This window comes from Gottfriedia sp. NPDC057991, from assembly GCF_042886615.1.
GTDB lineage: Bacteria > Bacillota > Bacilli > Bacillales > Bacillaceae_G > Gottfriedia.
In genome coordinates, this window is sequence record NZ_JBHVQN010000003.1 from 297,928 (window position 1) to 318,578 (window position 20,651).

At 33.2% G+C, this 20,651-nt stretch carries 15 protein-coding genes and 1 riboswitch; of the genes, 4 read left to right on the plus strand and 11 right to left on the minus strand.

Annotation, left to right across the window (positions count from 1 at the left end):
• Positions 1–38 precede the first annotated feature (38 nt).
• Positions 39–659, plus strand: coding sequence for a DUF47 domain-containing protein (locus ACFVR2_RS12935; RefSeq protein WP_387362250.1), 621 nt, complete (start codon positions 39–41; stop codon positions 657–659).
• A 47-nt stretch (positions 660–706) separates the two neighbouring features.
• Here ACFVR2_RS12935 and ACFVR2_RS12940 read toward each other — a convergent pair whose 3' ends face one another.
• The 3 genes from ACFVR2_RS12940 to ACFVR2_RS12950 form a co-directional block, all read right to left on the minus strand.
• A complete protein-coding gene (locus ACFVR2_RS12940) occupies positions 707–1,501 on the minus strand; it encodes an SDR family NAD(P)-dependent oxidoreductase (RefSeq protein ID WP_387362252.1) in 795 nt (264 codons plus the stop codon).
• An 82-nt stretch (positions 1,502–1,583) separates the two neighbouring features.
• A complete protein-coding gene (locus ACFVR2_RS12945) occupies positions 1,584–2,468 on the minus strand; it encodes a LysR family transcriptional regulator (protein ID WP_387362254.1) in 885 nt (294 codons plus the stop codon).
• A gap of 102 nt (positions 2,469–2,570) precedes the next feature.
• A complete protein-coding gene (locus tag ACFVR2_RS12950; protein ID WP_387362256.1) occupies positions 2,571–2,768 on the minus strand; it encodes a hypothetical protein in 198 nt (65 codons plus the stop codon).
• Positions 2,769–3,165: 397 nt separating this feature from the next.
• Here ACFVR2_RS12950 and ACFVR2_RS12955 point away from each other — a divergent pair, with 397 nt between their 5' ends.
• Complete coding sequence (locus ACFVR2_RS12955; RefSeq protein ID WP_387362258.1) at positions 3,166–4,500, plus strand: APC family permease; 1,335 nt, start codon at positions 3,166–3,168, stop codon at positions 4,498–4,500.
• A 64-nt stretch (positions 4,501–4,564) separates the two neighbouring features.
• Here the strand turns inward: ACFVR2_RS12955 and ACFVR2_RS12960 are convergent, their stop codons facing one another.
• On the minus strand, positions 4,565–5,866 hold the full coding sequence (locus ACFVR2_RS12960; protein ID WP_387362260.1) for an NCS2 family permease: 1,302 nt from the start codon (positions 5,864–5,866) through the stop codon (positions 4,565–4,567).
• A gap of 87 nt (positions 5,867–5,953) precedes the next feature.
• Positions 5,954–6,055: riboswitch (purine riboswitch) on the minus strand.
• A 196-nt stretch (positions 6,056–6,251) separates the two neighbouring features.
• Between ACFVR2_RS12960 and rluF the strand changes: the two genes are divergently transcribed.
• On the plus strand, positions 6,252–6,968 hold the full coding sequence (rluF, locus tag ACFVR2_RS12965; protein ID WP_172795404.1) for a 23S rRNA pseudouridine(2604) synthase RluF: 717 nt from the start codon (positions 6,252–6,254) through the stop codon (positions 6,966–6,968).
• A 76-nt stretch (positions 6,969–7,044) separates the two neighbouring features.
• Here the strand turns inward: rluF and ACFVR2_RS12970 are convergent, their stop codons facing one another.
• Together ACFVR2_RS12970 and ACFVR2_RS12975 are read right to left on the minus strand one after the other, a co-directional pair.
• On the minus strand, positions 7,045–7,866 hold the full coding sequence (locus tag ACFVR2_RS12970; protein WP_387362263.1) for a hypothetical protein: 822 nt from the start codon (positions 7,864–7,866) through the stop codon (positions 7,045–7,047).
• A 118-nt stretch (positions 7,867–7,984) separates the two neighbouring features.
• On the minus strand, positions 7,985–12,049 hold the full coding sequence (locus ACFVR2_RS12975; protein WP_387362265.1) for a S8 family serine peptidase: 4,065 nt from the start codon (positions 12,047–12,049) through the stop codon (positions 7,985–7,987).
• Between the two features lie 406 nt (positions 12,050–12,455).
• On the opposite strand from ACFVR2_RS12975, the gene ACFVR2_RS12980 reads away from it, so the two are divergent.
• On the plus strand, positions 12,456–13,703 hold the full coding sequence (locus ACFVR2_RS12980) for a helix-turn-helix domain-containing protein (RefSeq protein WP_387362267.1): 1,248 nt from the start codon (positions 12,456–12,458) through the stop codon (positions 13,701–13,703).
• Between the two features lie 92 nt (positions 13,704–13,795).
• Here ACFVR2_RS12980 and ACFVR2_RS12985 read toward each other — a convergent pair whose 3' ends face one another.
• The 5 genes from ACFVR2_RS12985 to ACFVR2_RS13005 form a co-directional block, all read right to left on the minus strand.
• On the minus strand, positions 13,796–14,959 hold the full coding sequence (locus ACFVR2_RS12985) for a mannitol-1-phosphate 5-dehydrogenase (RefSeq protein ID WP_387362269.1): 1,164 nt from the start codon (positions 14,957–14,959) through the stop codon (positions 13,796–13,798).
• Between the two features lies 1 nt (position 14,960).
• Positions 14,961–15,398, minus strand: a complete 438-nt coding sequence (locus tag ACFVR2_RS12990; protein WP_387362271.1) for a PTS mannitol transporter subunit IIA — start codon at positions 15,396–15,398, stop codon at positions 14,961–14,963.
• Between the two features lie 11 nt (positions 15,399–15,409).
• Positions 15,410–17,512, minus strand: coding sequence for a BglG family transcription antiterminator (locus ACFVR2_RS12995; RefSeq protein ID WP_387362273.1), 2,103 nt, complete (start codon positions 17,510–17,512; stop codon positions 15,410–15,412).
• Between the two features lie 21 nt (positions 17,513–17,533).
• On the minus strand, positions 17,534–18,967 hold the full coding sequence (locus ACFVR2_RS13000; protein WP_387362801.1) for a PTS mannitol transporter subunit IIBC: 1,434 nt from the start codon (positions 18,965–18,967) through the stop codon (positions 17,534–17,536).
• Positions 18,968–19,328: 361 nt separating this feature from the next.
• Entirely contained in the window at positions 19,329–20,522 is a 1,194-nt protein-coding gene (locus tag ACFVR2_RS13005) for a PDZ domain-containing protein (protein WP_387362275.1), read from the minus strand.
• Positions 20,523–20,651: the final 129 nt, after the last annotated feature.

The window sequence follows — 20,651 nt, forward strand, 5'->3', positions numbered from 1 at the left end:
ATAATGTAAGGATTTGAATCAATAGGAGGAATCATACTTTGAGACTAGGTAAAAAAAATGATACATTCTTTGAAATGCTCTTAAATATTGCAAATAATGTAAATGAATGTTCGATTTATTTTGATGACTTTAAAATAAAAAATGCTACTGATTTAAAAACATTCTCTGCAGAAATGAAGGCTTATGAAACAAAAGGTGATACATATATTCATCAAATTATCGTTGAATTAAATAAAACATTTATTACACCAATTGAACGTGAAGATATACTAGAACTTGCTAATAAAATGGATGATGTACTAGACGGAATGGAGCAATGTTCAGCAACGTTTGAAATGTACTCCATCATTCAAATAGATGATTTCATGGTTAAATTTGTTAAAAATATTCGTAGTGCGTCGAATGAAATATTAAAAGCAATTCAATTACTTTCACGGAAGAAATTATTAGAAATGCGTGTACATGCAATTCAAGTAAAAGATTATGAGTCACAGTGTGATGCATTATTACGCACTTCCATTAAAGAGCTATTTAAAAATGAAAAAGATCCAATCAAAATAATTCAGTTCAAAGAAATTTATGAAATGTTAGAATCAGTTTCTGATAGTGCACAAGATGTAGCAAATACACTTGAACAGATAATTATGGGCAATGCGTAATTAAATAGTAACCAAAAAATACAGCCTAATTATTAGACTGTATTTTTTTATCTCTCTTCTATTAGTTTTTTTGCAAGTTTTCTAGCGATCGATCTTGGAATGAATCGAACAGATTGCGCTAAAATTTTATTCTTTATACCTGTAATAACAACAGTCTTCTTCTTGTTAACTGCCTCATAAGTCAACTTCGCAACTTTTTTCGGGGTCATAATTTTACCTTTAAATAGCTTTGAATTATTTCCACCAGATGAATTAATTATTCCCGTTCTAGTTGGCCCTGGACAAACAGCAGTTACGCTAACTCCAGTATGTCTTAATTCCTCTGAAAGAGCTTCACTAAATGATAGTACATAAGACTTTGAAGCTGCATAGACAGACATTTTTGGCCCTGGTTGAAAAGCTGATGTAGATGCAATATTAATAATTTGGCCCGAATTTTTTTGAAGCATATTTGGTAAAAAGTATTTTACTAGCTCTGTTAAAGTAACAATATTTAGCTGAATCATCTTTAACTCTTTTTTTAAATCAGTCCGACCAAAGTCTCCGTATAGGGCAACTCCAGCATTATTTACTAGAATATCAATCTCCATTTGAGATTTTGAAACTTGATCAAAAATGGCCTTAGCAGAATTTGCTTGAGAAAGGTCTTCTGAAATAACCAGTACTTTTATATTGAATTCCTTCATCAATGAATTAGCCATTTCTTCTAATTTAATTTTATTCCTAGCAACTAAAACTAAGTTGAAATGATCTTTTGCAAATAATTTAGTTAACTCATAGCCGATTCCTTCCGTTGGCCCGGTAATTAATACTGTTTTTCCCTCTTGTTTTTTGAAAGTCATTATAATTATCCTTTATCTTTTTATCGTTTGAACACCTTTCGTTTTATTATATGTTCAACTAAATAAAAAAAGGATTCCTACTTTAATTCTGTGAATATTTCTTAGCTAACTCAATAAATATTTCCATTGATTTCGTTTGAAGTTCGATTTTATCTGTGATAATTGAAAAATTCCGTTGGATAGGTGTCCCTTCTACTTTAAGATAATCAATGGTATTTAGCTGTTTTTCTTTTTTTATTGCTAGCTCAGATAAATAGGTAATTCCCATTCCAGCTTCTACAGACTCTTTAATTAATTGTGTGCTACCAAATTCAATTATATTTTTAGGACGTATCTTTAATAATTCAAATAATTTTTCAGTCGCTTCCCTTGTTCCAGATCCTTCTTCCCTAACAATCCAAGTTTCATTTTCAATTTGATTCAATGTCACAGCTTCATTAGCATATATTTCGCTCTTAGTTCCAGCTATAATATACATTTCATCATTTGCAAAAGGCTGTATATTTAAATTTGTATGAGTCGCTTCTCCTTCAACTATCCCAATATCAATTTGATAACTTAGTGCAGCCTGAACAATCTCTCGAGTATTCCCGATTTGCACTGATGGAATGACGTTCGGGAAAAGTCTCTTCATTTCCGCTAAAATTTGCGGTAAAACATATTCACCATATGTATAACTTGCACCTATTTTAAGATGACCACTAGCCTCATTCATCAGATCATTTACAAGTGTCGACATACGCTTGTATAAACTAGTTATTTCCTTAGCATGCAAATAAACAATTTCTCCAGCTTTCGTTAGCTGAACATACTTATTCGTTCTAATTAAAAGCTTTGCACCGATATGCTTCTCAAGTAATTGAATTTGCTGACTAACGGATGGTTGAGTCATATGTAACTCTTCAGCCGCTCTTGAAAAGTTTTTTTTTTCAGCGACCGCCATAAAAACTAAAAGAATTTGATCCATACTCTATCTCCTAGTATCAGATTTACTTATTATCAATATTATCATTATTTATTTTTCTTATAATAAGAAATTTGATAAAACAGGTAAATAGATAAGACTGATTCAGAACGAATCAGTCTTTTTTGATGACTTAACTTTTCGTATTAAGTTAATTGCCAAGTATGCTAAAACCATAAAGACAAGATAGATAATTGCATAAAACCAGTACTCTTTATTGGTAAGTTTATTACTTAGAAGACTTAAAATGAAGAATGTTGTCAATGAACCTAATAATAGCCCAATTAATGTTTTTAACCTCATTACAATGCACTCCCATTAAAATAATTTTAAGTATTTTAAAGAAACCCTTTTACAGTCTATATAGTTCATTATTGGTAAGAATATTCCATTCTAACCTTTCTAAAGTGCAAAATTAAGCTCTTTCTAAAATACCAAAGCCTTCAGGTGTAGCTAAAAATCGGTCTGAAATACCTACGTTATAGTGTTCTATATTTATGACTAATAACCTTATATCAATATGTTATCTAGTCATAACGAATAAATAGTATGTAAGATTTATTAGAATTAATGGGTATTATCCACTAAATCCAAAATACATACGTCATAATTTTAACTTTTCAGAAAAAAATAGATTAGAAAATTCATATGCTATAATCTTTCTAATTTTATAAATATAGTCCTGGAAGGAGCGTATAACGTGGAAAAAGAAGTAAATTTAAAGAAAAATATTGGCTTTTTCGTATCAACGTCTTTAGTAATCGGTACAGTAATCGGTTCTGGAATCTTTATGAAACCTGGAATTGTGCTGTCTTCAACTGCTAACTCCACTATGGCTCTTTTAGCGTGGATTATCGGTGGCGTTATTACACTAGCAAGTGGATTAACGATCGCTGAAGTAAGTGTAAAAATCCCGAGAACTGGTGGATTATATGCATACATAGAAGAGGTTTATGGTGAGAAGTGGGGATTTTTATGCGGTTGGGTACAAACCCTTGTCTATGGACCAGCTGTTATGGGTGCTCTTAGTCTTTATTTTGGCTCTTTATTAGCAGATTTTTTTGGATTTCATGGAAGTAGCAAAGTTATTGGTATTATCACGATTATCTTACTTGGTGGTCTAAACATACTAAGCACCCAACTTGGCGGATTTATTCAAACAATCTCAACTGTTGGAAAACTAGTTCCTATTATTTTAATTGCTGTTTTTGGTATTCTTCAAGGGGACGTATCAGTTTTTAATGCAGAGAGTGGTAGTTCCACTCAAGCACTTAGTATGGGCGCAGCAGTATTAGCGACTTTATGGGCATATGACGGTTGGATGAATGTTGGTTTTATGGCAGGAGAAATGAAGAATCCTTCAAAGACTCTTCCTAGAGCCATTATTTCTGGTATTGTGATTGTTATTTTAGCTTATCTTTCTGTTAATATCGCAATGTTACACGTTTTATCTGCAAGTAAAATTGTTGAATTAGGTCCTAATGCAGCTACTGCAGCAGCTTCCTCGCTATTTGGTAATATTGGTGGAAAAATTCTTGCCATCGGAATTTTAATTTCTATTTTTGGCTGTTTAAATGGCAAAATTCTTACATTCCCAAGAGTTACATTTGCGATGGCAGAACGAAACTTCCTACCTGGTTCAAAAGTATTATCTAGTATTCATCCTAAATTTAATACACCAGTAGGCTCTACAGTTTTTCAAATTGTTTTAGCATTAGCAATGATGATATTCTGGAACCCAGATCGACTTTCTGATATGGCTATATTTGCAGTCTTCTTATTTTATGGACTAGCATTTAATGCTATCTTCATATTGCGTAAAAAAGATAAAGGTGGAAAGAAATTATATAAAGTGCCTTTATATCCTATCACTCCGATTGTCGCAATTTTAGGTACACTTTACATCGTTGGTAGTACGATTATAAATTCACCAATAGATGCACTTGTATCAATTGGTATTGCAATTGTTGGTTTGCCTGTTTATTGGAGACTAAAGTCGACTACTAGTAGCGATGAAAAATATAAAGCAAGTTGATATATAGGTTAATAAAAAGCAGGTAAAAGACTTCAAATCTTTTACCTGCTTTTTATGTTCTCTATTATTTATGTGCAAAAAATACTAATTGAACTAGGAATAATACTGCAAATAAATAAACAAATGGGTGTACGTCTTTAAATTTACGTTTTACGATTTTCATGATTGGATAAGAAATAAAGCCTAGTGCAATACCGTTTGCAATGCTTGATGTTAATGGCATACTAACAATGACTAAAAATGCCGGGAATGCTTCTTCAAAATCATCCCATTTAATCTCCGAAATACTCTTAATCATAAAACAGCCAACAATAATTAAGCTTGGCGCAGTAATTGCCGCCACTTCTGATACAGAACCAATCATTGGGCTAAAAAATGCTGCGATTACAAATAAGACCACAACAGTTAATGACGTTAAACCAGTTTTTCCACCAGCACCAACACCAGCAGAGGATTCTACTGTTGCTGCAGTTGGACTTGTTCCTAACATTGCACCAACAATTGTTCCAATTGAATCAGCGGAGAATGCACTTCCTCCCTTTTCTAACTTACCATTTTTAATAAGACCTGCTTGTTTAACGATTGCTAGTAAAGCTCCTGTTGTATCGAATAACATGACAAGTAAGAATGAAAAAATTACACTATAAAGTCCATATTCAATAATGTCTTTAATGGAATCAATTGGGTTGTATACTAAAATTCCTTTTGGTAAATGAGGCATAGCAACAAAACCATGAGCAAAGTTTAACTGACCTGTAAAATATGCAATTAAACCTGTCGTAATCATCCCCAGAAATAATGCACCATTTAAGTTAAGTGCCATAAATACAATTGTTATTAGTAAACCGATCAATGTTAGTGCAACTTTAGGAGAACTAAAATCACCAATTTGTACTAGATTAGTAGGGTGATCTGCGACAATACCTGATAATCGCAAGCCAATAAAGGTAATAAACAAACCAATTCCAGCAGCAATTGCATGCTTTAAGTTAGCAGGAATTGCCTGGATCAATTTTGTTCGGAAGGATGTTAAAGAAAGTAGTAAAAATAAAAGTCCGGTAATAAAAACAGCGGAAAAACCGACTGAATATGGGAGATTATGTCCTCCAATTACAGAATAAGTAAAATAAGCATTTAACCCCATTGCAGGTGCAATAACGATTGGATAATTAGCTATTAATGACATTGTTAAAGTACCAATAATTGTTGCTAAAATAGTAGCTAAAAATGCCTGATTAAACGGTACACCTGCGTCCTTTAAAATCATAGGATTGACAATAATGATGTACGCCAAAGTTAAAAATGTAGTTAAACCAGCTAATACTTCAATTTTAACTGAAGTATTTCGTTCTTTAAGTTGAAACATGTGATGACTCCTTTATTATATTAAAATAAAAAAACTGCCCGCTCTTCATGAGAAAAAGCAGGCAGTTTTACATTTTATAGAAAACAAAAATCCAGAGCTCTTCCTCATAGTCTAGCAATTTACGGGCGCTAGGTAGAAACTCTTGAACCTTATTTTCAAGTTTATATGAGAAAATATTAATATATTTTTTCTATCATACGACCTGGCTTACGGTCTGTCAATAAAAAACATTTTTGTTATATAATTTAGAAAATAATACAAAGAATGTGGATAAAATAGTAGTAAACAACAATTATTTAAAAGTACTTTTTAGTAATAGTCGAATCGTATTCTCATTAAAAAGCTATCTATGTTATTCTGAAAGTATAATTTAGAATTTAAGGGGTTGTTTAACATTCGTTTAAATAAATTTATTAGTGAGTCTGGAAAGGCTTCGAGACGTGGAGCGGATAAGTTAATTAGTGAAGGAAGAGTAAAATTAAATGGTAGAGTAGCAAAAGTCGGCGATCAAGTTGAACCTGGTGATGAAGTAATTGTAAATGGTGAACATATTAGACTAGCTCGAAATCATGTTTATATTGCCTTGAACAAGCCAGTTGGCATAACAAGTACTACTGAAAAGGGTGTTAAAGGGAATATTGTTGACCTCGTAAACCATCCATTACGTATCTTTAATATTGGAAGATTGGATAAGGACTCTGAAGGTTTGATTCTCCTTACAAATGATGGAGATATTGTAAATGAAATTTTACGAGCTGAAAATAGACATGAAAAAGAATATATTGTATCAGTAGATAAACCAATTACTCCTGACTTTTTAACTAAAATGTCTGAAGGGGTAAAAATATTAGGTACAAAAACATTACCATGTGAGGTAAAACAACTTTCAAAATTTGATTTCCAAATCATTTTAACACAAGGTTTAAACCGTCAAATTCGTCGTATGTGTGAAGCACTTGGATATGAAGTATACCGATTGCAAAGAACTCGAATTATGAATATTAATCTAGGCAATCTACCAATGGGTCAATGGAGAGACTTATCTAAGAAAGAAAAGACTCAGCTGTTTAGAGAATTAAATTATGAACCAAATGAATGGTGAACTTAAAAAAGACTGATTCAATTGAATTAGTCTTTTTTTTGCTCTATATAAGGAAAATGCTTAAAAAAATAAACTTTTAAGCATCCGATAAACAATGATCTTCTGGTTTATAGTCTATCTGTATCCAATTTTCATTTACAGCTTTACGGAATTGGGCTATTTCGATGTCGGTTCCGTTTGTTAATGTAAAGAATAACATGCAGTAGTCAAATCCATCATTGCCGTCAAAATAAATATATTTAACGTACTCCTCTAGCTTTGTAGGGTGCCTTTTTTTTATTAGCTTACACCAGTTTCCAAACTTCACATCTACAACTGCTTCTGCATCATGATTCCAGCCATGGTAAGGTGCACATAAGAAATCCTCTGGAATTTGTTCGATATCTGAAATTCGATAGCCCTTTTGTTCATGAATCAGTTTGATAAACCCATAAGAATAACCAAAATACTCTGCTCTACTATCTTTAACTGATACGATCGTTTCAATTTCATAAAAAAACTTTATCTCCCCTTTAATATCCGGTACTCGACAAAGCTTGATTAAACTCGTATGCCCTATTCCAGCAAATGAGTTAAAATAATCATCATAGCTATATCGTTTTTGATACTCCTTTGATAAGAAGTTATAGGCAATTGGAAACGGAATTCGCGCTTGACCAACTGTTCCACAGCTTCTTCTAAACATGTTTTCGGCTTCCCTTAGAATATTAAAATAGTTGATTAGCATATCTTCGGGGGTATTTGTTAATTGAGTTGGAAGTTGAATTTGGTCATAAGTTTTATTATAAAAAGGATCAAAGAACTTATAAGAATTGAGCCCTAAATTTAAAGCGTGTAAGCAAGATGGACGAAAGTATTTTTGATGGTACGCTTTTAGATCTATTTGATTTCTTAACATATTTATCACCCTAGTTTAGTTTATGGGCAAATGTGGAATACGTGTATGACTTAAATTCTCCATAAAAAAAGAAACCACTATTAATTAATATTAATAGTAGCTTCTTTGGAATTTAAGATTATAAGCCTAATTCACTTTTAATTGTTTCAATCGTTTGGTTTTTATATTTCTTTTTCGGAGTTGGTGCATTTTGTACTGTTGGATTTTGTTGTAAATAATTTTTCTCTACAAATGCGAAATCTTTTGCGTCTACAGTTCCGTCAAAGTTAATATCAGCGCTTCGTTTGTTTGTTCCCCAGTAAGTTTGAACATAAAGAGCGTCTTGAACATCGATTACGTTGTCTTGGTTTACATCTCCACCAATTAAATCAATGTTAATTGAACTTGATTTTCCGTATAATTGGCCTTTGTATTCAAAACCGAAGTTCTGAGATTTCTTAGTAATAAAGTGACCTGGAACATTTACTTCAAATGTATAGGCATCTTTACTTAAAGCAAATGGTTCTAGATTAAATTTACCTCTACTAATCAAATTAGTAACGTCTAGACTATAATTACCATTTGTTACTTTTACTGTTGCTCCTACTTTTGTCCAGTCACGAGATCCTAAATAAGGTGTTTGACCTTCTTCTTGAACTAGATACCCTTCAGGAAGAATAGTTCCTTGAACTCGGTTAAATCTTGGTTTTAATTGGAATCGTTTACCAGCATTTAGTAACTTCACTTTTTGATCATTAGCATCTACAATCGTAGTTGATGGATTAATGTAGCCAATTGGGTAAAAGAATTGATCTTGTACTTTTACTTTTACATTCACTACTTCTGTATGATCAAACTTCATTGCTTTATTAAACTTTACTTTGATTTGATTACCATTTACTTGAATACTAGCGTTGTCCTTAAATTTATCCGATAAAGCTGCCTCTACAAGATTAACATAAGGGATACTCGCAGCCCCAGCATCATCAAAATTCCAAGTTGCTTCTTTTACACCTTCTAAGTTATCTAATACTAACGATGCAGATAGAATATCTCCTGATCTAGCTAGTTGTACATTATGTTTAGCATATGCAACTGGTGTACCTTCTTTAACAAAGTAGTATTCCTTCCAGTTTGCTTGATTTCCTGCAGCATCATAGCCAATTAAGTTGAATGACAGTGCTGGAGTACTTTCATTCATTTGTACTTCATCAACCCACTTACCGTTCTTGTCCATATGGACTGGACCGTTAGGAATTGGGAATCCATAAGTATATACTGCAAAGTTTGATGTTTCGTCTAGACCAATACCAGCTTGTTGCATATCTGTTAAAGCAGTGTCTTTTACTTCCATTTCAAAAGGATAAGTCTCTTGTCCTGACTTGTACTCAATGAAAGGTGAATCTCCATCTAGGGAACTTTTTACTGTTGGTGTATCAATATCAATAAAGATATCTTCAAATTTAACTTTCTGTTTCCCATTTGGTAATGTTGTTATGAATTTCAGTTTATAATGTCCAGGTTTAGCCTGACTTTCTTCTGTTGATACAGGGTGATTTTTATCACCTGTAAACTTGTAATACGAGCCATAAAATGCTTGTTGCATGTAGTAATCTACATCTGTTGTTGCATTTTTCAAATTGATAGTACCAACAAGTCCTAGATCTTCATTTGTATTAGCGTCTTGTAATACTACATCTAACGTGTTAACTGGAGAACCTAAATTGAATTTTAACGATGTTGCCGATGTTTTAAACGCGTCATATGTTCCATAGAACAATGGAGAGATAGCATGCGATAAAATGCTAAGCGTGTCAAAGCCTTCATCAGATTTCTTAAAACTAAATGGTATACGGTATTGCTCTGTTTGATCTGCACTATTTGTGATTAAAACATACCCTTCATAAAAACCTTTTTTAGCTGTAGGAGGCACAGTTAATGTTGTCTTAATTGTTTTAATAGAGTTTGGGTTAACTTTAATTGAATCACCCATATCTAAAACAACATCGTTCTCTTCCAATCCGTTTGATCCTTGTGCGTTATCGACCACTTTGACATCAAATGTTTTCTTTTTGCTGCCATTATTTGTAAACTGAATATCTTTCTTTAATTTTAATTGAGTGCCATCTTTAACGGCTTGTCTACCGAAACTTAACCCACCTGTTTCATTCTCAGCTGTTAGTAATTTGTCACCAACAGGTATTAATGTCTCGTCTTGAACTTTAATTTCTGTTTGAGTATGAAGAGCTTGGGATGGATCAATACGACCCGCTCCAACTTCAAAAACGCTATAGTCTCCATTAAGTTGATCAGCAGTGTTCATCAGAATTGATTTAACGTCTGCTGGCTCAAGGTTTGGATTCTGTCCGATTAATAATGCCGCTACACCAGCTGCAAATGGTGATGCCATAGACGTTCCATCCATTCTTTGGTATGCATATCTATAGTCTTCTGGTGTATCATGATTTGCAATATATGAAGGAACAGTAGATAGCACACTTACACCAGGTGCCGTGATTTCAGGCTTCATTTGGTAGTTTCCGTTAACTGGTCCTCTTGAGCTGAAGTCCGCTAGCTTATCACCCTCAGTAGACTTTTCCTTTAAATTTGTAAAAGTGAACGTTGTATTTCCATTTGCAATTTTCGCCTTTAATTCTTCGCCTGCTTTCTTTGTCATTGAGAATGCAGGAATATATTCCATTGATTCACCTAAGTTATATCCAACATGGCCATCAACATTGTTGTACATAATGACAGCTTTTGCTCCATTTTGCTTTGCAAACTTCACTTTATCTACTAGAGCAAAGTTTCCACGCTGAACGAAAGCAATTTTTCCTGCAACATTTTTATTTTTGTAATCAGCTAATGTTCCTAATCCAACATCTACTAGTTCAAGTGATTTTCCTTCTAAACTATTAAAGCTATCAGCGAAGCTTCTAGCCATACTTACAAGATCAGTTGACCATCCGCCTTCCACTTTTCCTTCAAATGTTGAAATTGTAGTTGGGACATCACTTGCTCCGACTGTTAAAGCAAATGCTGCTGTACCCGGTGATCCTAAAGTATAAGCATTAGGTCCACTGTTTCCTGCCGAAACTACCGCTGTTACGCCATTTAGTACTGCATAATTTATTGCCGTACTAGTTGGATAATATGGATCGTTAATAGCTGCACCTAATGAAAGGTTAATGACATCCATTCCATCTTGAACTGCTTTATCGATACCTGCAATTACATTTTCAGAAGAGCCGCTTCCATATGGCCCAAGTACGCGGTACATAAATAAATCTGCATCAGGTGCAACACCTTCTACTGATACTCCACTTTTACCTTTGTTTTGTCCTACAATTGTCCCCGATACATGTGTACCATGCTCTGTATAGTAAGAACTACTACCAATACTTTCAGGTTGGTTTGATGCCTGCCAGTCCTTGTATGTAGCTTCCATTGGGTCTTTATCATTATCCACAAAATCGTATCCGCCTTTAAAAGCGTCTGTTAAATCAGGGTGGTTATAGTCAATACCAGTATCTAGTACCCCTACCTTAACGCCTTTCCCTGTTATTCCTTCTTTATGTAGCTTGTCCACATTTAAATAAGAAATGCTATCTACTGATGTAGTTGTATTACTTGCAACATCTGTTGGAACATCTTCTTTAACAGGATCTACATTAAAAGTAACATCCTTATAAATCGCTTTAACAGCATCAGATTTTAATAGCTCTTTTACTTCATTAGCAGGAAGTCTAACTGCCGCACCATTAAATGCTGTTTTATACGTCTTTGTAATGACAGGAGCATTTTTCTTTTCTTTAACCTTTACAAACTTTCCTACATCTTCTTTAAAAGCCTTATGCTCTTTGTCAACTTGTGATTGTGCTGATGTGTTTGTTAATGATTTCCCATCGACTGCAGCTTCTAATACTGCGACATTACTTGGATCCGATTTGAACTGAACGATAACAGAAATATCTTTATCGGAATTCAGTTCACTTTCCCCGAAGCCTTGAAGTCCTTCTTGATTGTTTAATTCTAGTTGTTTTAGTGCTTCTCTTTGCTCTTTAGTAATTGAAGCTAAAATTTCTTCTGCTTTAGAAGTTGCTGCCTTTGCCGTTAAATATGACTTCGCACTGAAAGGTGAAATAAGCAGACTTGTTGAAAGGGCAAGTACTGCCGAGTGTTTTGCCAATGTTGTTGCCTTCATAAACTCCATCCCCCATTTATCTATATATAGTTAAAAAATTCTTACTATTTAAATAGTAATATCATTTAAGAAAAAAGCATATTGTGTTATTTTTAATCGAAATTCCGGTCATTTTGTAGGATTTTTTTACTAAAAGTATTGAAAATTGAAAGGAAATTTCATTAAATATTAAAAAAGCATGGAATTTTGCTATAAAACTTGTGTTATTTTTAATTTAAAATGAAAGTATTTGACTTTTAAAAATTCTAGTTATAATAAATAAATAGGTATTTCAAAGTCTTTGTACTTTCTAGTTTCTTAGATTTGCGTTGCAAAATGAACATTCGCAAATTGTAGGAATGTAATCTTGAATTGACGCAAAAAACTTCAATAGTTAATCAACTGGAATTAGAAAAGGAGAGTACATATGCTAGAAGGCGAAATCATTAAATTTTATCGTAAAAAAGCGGGATTGACCCAAGAGGAATTAGGAAAAGACATTTGTACCGCTACCCATGTAAGTAGAATTGAAAGAGGAGAAACTCGATATTCTGAAGAAATTATTCAACTGTTCTCTCAACGTCTTCAGATTGACATAAAAAATGAGATAGCCGCTGTTCACAATATTGAAAAGAAACTCCAAAAATGGCACAATGCAATCATATTAGAGCGAATGAAGGATGTCATAATAATTAAAGAAGAACTAGAAAGCATTCACTATATTAGTGCGTCCAACTATGCTATCTATTTCCAGCTTTTATTAGCCCGATATTTTATTTTATGTAAAAACATTGAAAAAGCAGAGCGTATTATTAAACGGATTGAAAAAGATTCTCCTCCCATGTCGACTTATGAAAAGAACTTATTTCATCATGTCAGAGGAATATATTATTTAGCTCAATATACCCGTCTAGAAAATGTGAATAGACAAATTGCATTACAAGAATTAAAGAAGGTCAATATAGAGGAATACGGAAATAAAGAATATTACTATCATCTAGGATCGGCCTATCATTGGACACGCTCTAAAGTTATGGCATATTTCTATGGCGAAAAAGCATTCAGATTTTTTAACAAAACAAATAATTACGCAAGAGCAATCTTGGCGGAATCATTAATGCTAGTACAATTAAAAGAAAGTACGCAATTAGATTTTGAAGAAATTGTAAAAAGGTATGAGAGTTTAATTGAACATAGCGAGGCTTTAGGTCTTTTAGATAAAAGAGGAATGATCTTACATAATTTGGGTCTAATGTATTTTTGGAAGCAAGACTTTAAAAATGCACATATTTTTTATAAAAAATCCGTTGAAGAAGCTAATAAACAATCCTTACCTTATTTAAATCGTTTGTATAACTATTTAGATAATGCTGAAGAAGGGAAGCTTTTATCAAAGAATGAATTGCTAAATGAGGCAAATGAAGGACTTGTTCTATCAGAAAAAGCGATGAATGATTTATATAAGATTCTCTTTACCCTTCTAATTTTACGTTTTAACGAAAAATTTGATGAATATTATGATTTCATGGAACAAACTGCATTTCCTTTCTTTAAGGATCACCATCATGTCACACATTCAAGTAAGTATGCAAAGTTGCTCTACTCGTACTATGTTAAGACTAAGCAGTATGAGAAAGCAGTTCATGCTGGGGATATGTTTATTAATGGTAATTAGAAAAAATGGATAAGGCATATTAACTAAAAGGGATTGATTCAATAAAATCAGTCCCTTTCAATGATTTCGTAAAGTCTATCATTCTAGTAAAATTAATGTACAAGTAAGTCCTTCTCTAACTGATTGTATTCATCAAGAATTAAGCTAATTAACTCATAGTAATCTGATAATTCTGAATATTTAACGAGCAACTCTTCTACAGAGTGATCTTGGAGAAAGCTTTGTAGTTCAACTGCTTCGTGATCATCATTATTTTTATAGAATAGAGCAACCGCAATTGCTTTAACTAAATAGGTAGGTGTTATCCCAAAGTTAAGTAACTCTCTTGCTGGCTTAATAAAACGGTCATTTGCTCCTAATTTACGAATTGGAGAACGAGCAACACGAGATAATTCATCTGAAATATATTCATTATCGAATCTACCAATTATTTTATTAATATAGGCGCTATGTTGATCTAAGTCAAAGTTATATTTTTTAACTAATAACTTCCCTGTTTCATCTAAAATAGACCTAACAATATTTCTAATATTCTCATCAGAAATTGCTTCTTTAATCGTTTTGTATCCGTAAAAATTACCTAAATATGCAGTCGCTGCATGACCAGTGTTTACAGTAAATAGTTTTCGTTCAATGTAAGGAAGTAAATCCTCTACATAAGTCACACCATTAATTGCTGGAACTTCACCTATCATTTTTGATTGATCAATTATCCACTCATAAAATGGTTCTACTGCTACTAATAATTTATCTTCATGACTTTGAATCGGTACGATTCGATCTACTGCAGCATTTGGAAAACTGACCGACTGTTCAGTTTTTTTCTTCTGAGATAATGTCATATTTAAATACACTTCATCTCTTAAAAAAGTACTTCCAGCTATCATATTTTCACATGCAATTATATTTAACGCTCTATCCGAATTCTCAACCCTTTCAATTAATCCATCTGCAATTAGCTTTGCTATTTTAGGAAGAATTGAGGGACCTACTGCTGTTGTTACAATAGCAGCCTGTGCAATTACTTTTGCTACTTCACGTGGATCTTTCAGACTGTTAATACCTCTTACATTTGTTATCTTTATTTTTTCTTGGGTACGATCTGCTAGCATGACAGTATACGATTTCTTTTCATTCAGCTCATTAATAATCTCTTCGTTTACATCAACGAAGCAAATCTCATATCCTGCCTTGTGTAATAATTGTCCTATAAAACCTCTTCCAATATTTCCTGCGCCAAAGTGTACAGCTAACATCTTACTCCTCCTCGCTAAACATTAAAATTAGTTCCTCTTTTGATGTGGCTGCGACTAATTTATGTACATTTTCTTCCTCTGAACAAAGGATCGCAATTTGAGATAGCAGATCAAGGTGCTCATTATCTTTGCCTGCAATACCGAATACTACCTTTACGATATTTCCGTTCCCAAAGTCTACTCCGTTAGGAATTTGAAGAATCGAAATACCAGATGAGATTACCTCTTGTTTTGACTCCTCAGTTCCGTGTGGAATCGCGATAAAGTTCCCCATATAAGTTGTTAAAGACTCTTCTCTTTCAATCATCTTTTCAATATAACTTTCTTTTACATAACCGTTTTTTACTAAAAGATTTCCTGCTAAACGAATAGCTTCATACTTTGTTTTCACATCTACATTTAATAAAACATTATCTGTTGGTAATACTGTTTGAATCATTTATTAATCCCTCAATCCTTAAATCTTTTTTGTAAATTTTCATATAATGCATAGCTTAATTTGTTATATATATCTGTATAGTTATTAGATGCAAAAATCCGCGTTGATTCCTCATCTTCAATAATTGTTGAACTAATTGTACTTAACGCCTCTAATTGACCTGTCTGCATTTCAACTGGAGCTAGTAATAATAATAATGTATTAATTTTTATTGATGAGTGGTCCATTGCCTTGACTACCATTGGCTCATGAAGCAAAAAGGATAAAAACACTGGTTGCATAACATATTCTGAACGACAATGATACAATGCTATGCTAGTACCTGGTATCCCTAGACCACCCTTCTTTTCTCTTTCTGTGAGTTGATTAGTCACCTCAAAATAATCACCAATTAATCCTCTAACATTTGCTTGTTTACATACTTCCAATAATAAAATAGAAGAGGTTGGGATAAACGGTAATGAAATTGTCTCAAACGTATTCAAAATATGGAGTACAGTTTCTGAGTACTGATGAACTACTTCAAAATCTTGTTTAATTAATTCTGGCGTTTCTAGCTTGATCTGCTTCTGAAACTTTTTGCTTTGGAGCTTTCTTAGTAGCGTTGCTTCTGTTGTAAGAGAGTTGCGTTTTATTTCATCTCGAATCTGCTCAGCCTCTTTCTTTGGCAATAAAGGATTTACGGTAATATATTTTTTGGAAAATCCCGGCATCTCAACTGTAGATAAAATAATGTCATATTGTTCAATTTGAATATTTCTTAAGTTTGCTAAAGACGATACTTCGATATCCGTTATTTCTTTTATCTCTTTTTTGATTCGACTCGCTAACATTTTAGAAGAACCAATCCCACTTGAACATAATACGAGCGCTCTAACTTCTTTACTGTTATCATAGATTACTTGAGATGAACCAAAATGAAGGACAAGATAAGCGATTTCCTCAGTTGGAAAAACAATTGATGGAAAAGCTTCTTTTAATCCTTCTTGAATGATCTTAAACAGTGCAGGATAATCTTCTTGAATTTGACCTGCTAAAGGATTATTTGCATCTAGTTTTTTTAGAATTCGATAGATTGCTGGTTCAATATGAGTAATTAGTCCCTCAAATAAGGCTTGGTCTTCTTCAAAATTTATTTCAAATTCTTTAGATACATAATTGATTAACTTTTTTGAGCCTACAATGATTTCCGTACTGCTCTCTTCTAGCCAATCATTTTTCTCTTTACGCTGCCTTGCACCTAACAAATGCATTGTAATATACCCTTTTTCAGCATTTGGAATATTAACTTTAAACACTTCTTCTAATTCATTAACAATCTGACCTGCCATATTAAATTCTTTAGAGGTACTTAATTCCTCGAGAACCTTTTTATTCATTTGTACTACTTCGCCTTGAATAATTCTTTCTATCGCCAAAGATAAGTGAATCGTAAATGTCATAAATGCACTATCAGCTAGAGAATAAGGTAATTGTTGTTCAATATCTCGAATCATTTTTCCAATCATGGTGAGTTTCTCTAGTTTTATTATTTCTAATAATCCATTTGAGAGTCTATTCTTTGACTCATGCTCATCTTCCACTACAGATAAAAACTCATATTCATTTAATTGCTGTGCAATTATATGTCCTAGGGCTTTTCTTTTTTTTCGTTCCGAACCTAGTAAAGCAATGCCGTACCCTTTCTTTCTCATTAGCTCCAAATCGAAGTCTTTTAACCATTCTTCTACTTTATTGAGATCATTACTAACTGTAGCAACGGTAACATGTAAATCATGTGCTAGTGAGCTTAGTTTAATAGATTCTGGTTCTTTTAATAAGGAACATAGAATTAACTCCTGTCTTTCTTTTTGAGTAAACTCTTGCCCACTTTTTAATATTGCAATTTGAAGCTCATTTTTTTGCTCAGGTGTCCCTTCAATATACATTCCGACACCTAATACCTTTTTTAAGAAAAGACTATGAGCCAAGGCAATACTTTCGACTCCTTTTAGTTCCCGCTGCACGGTCCGGCTACTAACATTTAAGTTCTCTGCAATTTCTTGAACATTGATTCCGTTTGGATGATCCAACAACAAATTAATGATTTCTCTTTCTCTTGCTGATATATACATATATACCTCTTTAAATTTTTATTATTTTATTAAAGAATTCACTAACTCATCATACTTTGGACTGTTTAAGAAGTTCTCTACTGAGATATGAACTGCATTCGGTACTTTTGCTTTTGCTCGATCAGTTAAATCTTTATGAGTTATGACAACATCTACATCGTTAGGCAAATTATTAATTGCTACATTCGTAACCTCTAATTCTATTCCCGCCGTTTTTACTTTTTTGCGTAATATTGATGCTCCCATAGCACTAGATCCCATACCAGCATCACAGGCAAAAATAACCTTCTTCACTTCTTTATCAATACCAAGAGAACTAGCTACCTCTTTTTCAGTCTGTAATAGACTAGCTACTTTACTTTCTTTTCCTTTTAAATCTTGTGTTTTTTGAGCTGCTCTTTCTAAATCTTCATCTGATGCAACTGACTTAGATGATTTTAGAACTACAGCTGAAACAATAAATGAAACGGCTGTTGCAACAAAAACCCCCGCAAGAATTGGTAAATATCCTCCTTTTGGAGCCATTGCTAATATTGCAATAATACTACCTGGAGAAGCTGCTGCTACTAGACCCGCACCTAATAGATTAAAAGTAAATGTACCAGCCACACCACCAGCGATAACTGATAAGATTAATAAAGGTCTCATTAAGATATATGGGAAATAAATCTCATGGATCCCACCTAAGAAATGGATAATCACTGCCCCTGGGGCTGTTTGTTTAGCTGTACCTTTTCCGAATATCGCATATGCTAATAGTACGCCTAAGCCCGGCCCTGGATTGGCTTCTAGTAGGAATAAAAGTGACTTTCCAGTTGATTTTGCTTGTTCAAGACCAATTGGACTTAAAATTCCATGGTTAATCGCATTGTTTAAAAATAAGATTTTTGCTGGTTCAATAAATATGTTTGCCAATGGAATGACATTTGCCTTTACCATCATATCTACACCGTTAGCTAATGCTTCTGTTAGTGTCGAAACAACTGGATTAATACCTATTAAACCAATTATTGCTAAAATTGCTCCTAAAATACCCGCTGAGAAATTATTAACTAACATCTCAAATCCTGACTTAACTTTTCCTTGAATAGCTTGGTCAAATTTCTTAATAGCCAAACCACCAAGTGGTCCCATAATCATAGCACCTAAGAACATCGGCATCTCTGCACCAACAATTACTCCCATTGTTGCAATAGCACCTACAACTCCACCTCGAATATCATGGACCATTCTTCCGCCAGTAAAACCAATTAGCAATGGTAATAAATAAGTAATCATTGGACTTACTAATACCGCCAACTTTGCATTAGGTATCCATCCAGTAGGTATAAACAGTGCTGTTATTAATCCCCATGCAATAAAAGCACCAATGTTTGGCATTACCATACCGCTTAGAAAACTACCAAAGCGTTGTATTTTTACCTTTATATTATTATTTTTATCTGTATTCAATATTTAACCTCCCCTGTGAAGCTTATATATAAATGATAAAACGCTTACAGTATCAATACAATGAAATGAATATTCGTATTTGTCGCCTACTAGTGTGACAAAATTTAAAAGGGCTAAATAAGATTTAGAAAAAGAAACAACCTTTTTCTTTAACGCCTACTTTTATAGAATGCTAGATTCCTCCCGCCTGAGCAATAGGTCTCATAACACACTCGAAAACATGACATAACACCCATAAAAACACCACTACATAAGGCTCAAAGATCGGTATTAATAATAGAAATAAAAAAGGAACATATTCAAAATACGAATATGTTCCCCTTGATTTTATATTGCAGAAATTAAATCCTTCATCCTATTACTCTTATCCGACCTGTCCACTATATTTAGATTCTTCTTCTGGGAATAAAAATCCTAACTCATGGTGTTCACCTTCATAGACTGAAGATTGGGTTATACGGATTTCAGAATTGAAATCAACTACTTCTAATTTACAGTACGCGCGATTAATTTGTAGCGCTTCATAAAACTCATTAACAGTAGAGACATTTTGTCCATTTACTTTTGTAATGCTTTCGCCTACTTTAATGTTCATTTTATCTGCTACAGAGTTTGGTAAAATCCCTAAAACAATTAGGCCAGTTGATTTAACTGTAAAGTATGATGGTGTATTAATATCTCTATTTTTATGAATATAGTTTATAGCTTCTCGGCCCACTACTGCGATTGCTGCAGCTATGAATGCTACAAATCCAATAAAATAACTTAATATTCCACCTACACAAACTATAATTGCTAAAGTTACTATTTGTTTACCAACAAGCTTAACTGATTCCTTTGGTAGCATTCCTTGAATTAACTGGTAAAAGCCAATCCCAAATGGCACACAAAGAATCGAATACCCACTATCACCTAAAGAAAGAGTTGGCCACCATGAATAGTCACTAACGATCGAACCACTTGGTATTAGTAAAAATAATGGCACCATCCATAATCTATTTGCCTCATGTGCCCCTACTCTTTTTCCACGTTTACTCTCAATAAATAAAGGAGTTGTATGATTTGCAGCATTACGTTGAACTAAAATTCCTTCAGCGAATAAAAGTAAAGCCAATAGAATCGTTATAGCAGGAAGCATAGCATTCAGATCATTTGGTAAAAAGTTTTTCAAAAAAGGTAATGAATCTTTCCCTCTATTTAGTAATGGCAGAGCTACTAATGCTAGTCCAAAAAGATAAGCAGGAGACATCCATCTGAATTGTAAAATTAGTGCACAAATAATCGTTAATACACTTAGTAAGTAAACCATTTCAATCGGAATGCTAATTCCAGCTACCAATGTGATAACTGAAAGAATTAATCCAATCAATAGTCCATTCCATAGTGAAGTTTTCCACTCGAACGTTACATTAAAATTTCGAACTGAAAAATGCTTACGTTCTCGTTTTACACGTAAATTGCCACAGAAAATTGATGCGATGAAAAATATATAAGTAAATGGATTTAAAAATAGCTTACCTAATCCAACTAAGAGTTCAGATAATAAATTTGACCACATAACATTCACCACCTTTTTTATATAATAGATTGATATTCTTATGTTATCGGTTTATTGATGTTTTTTCAAAGAGAATATGCTACAAAAAAATAAAAAAAGCACACTTCTCCATAAAGTGTACTTTCGACA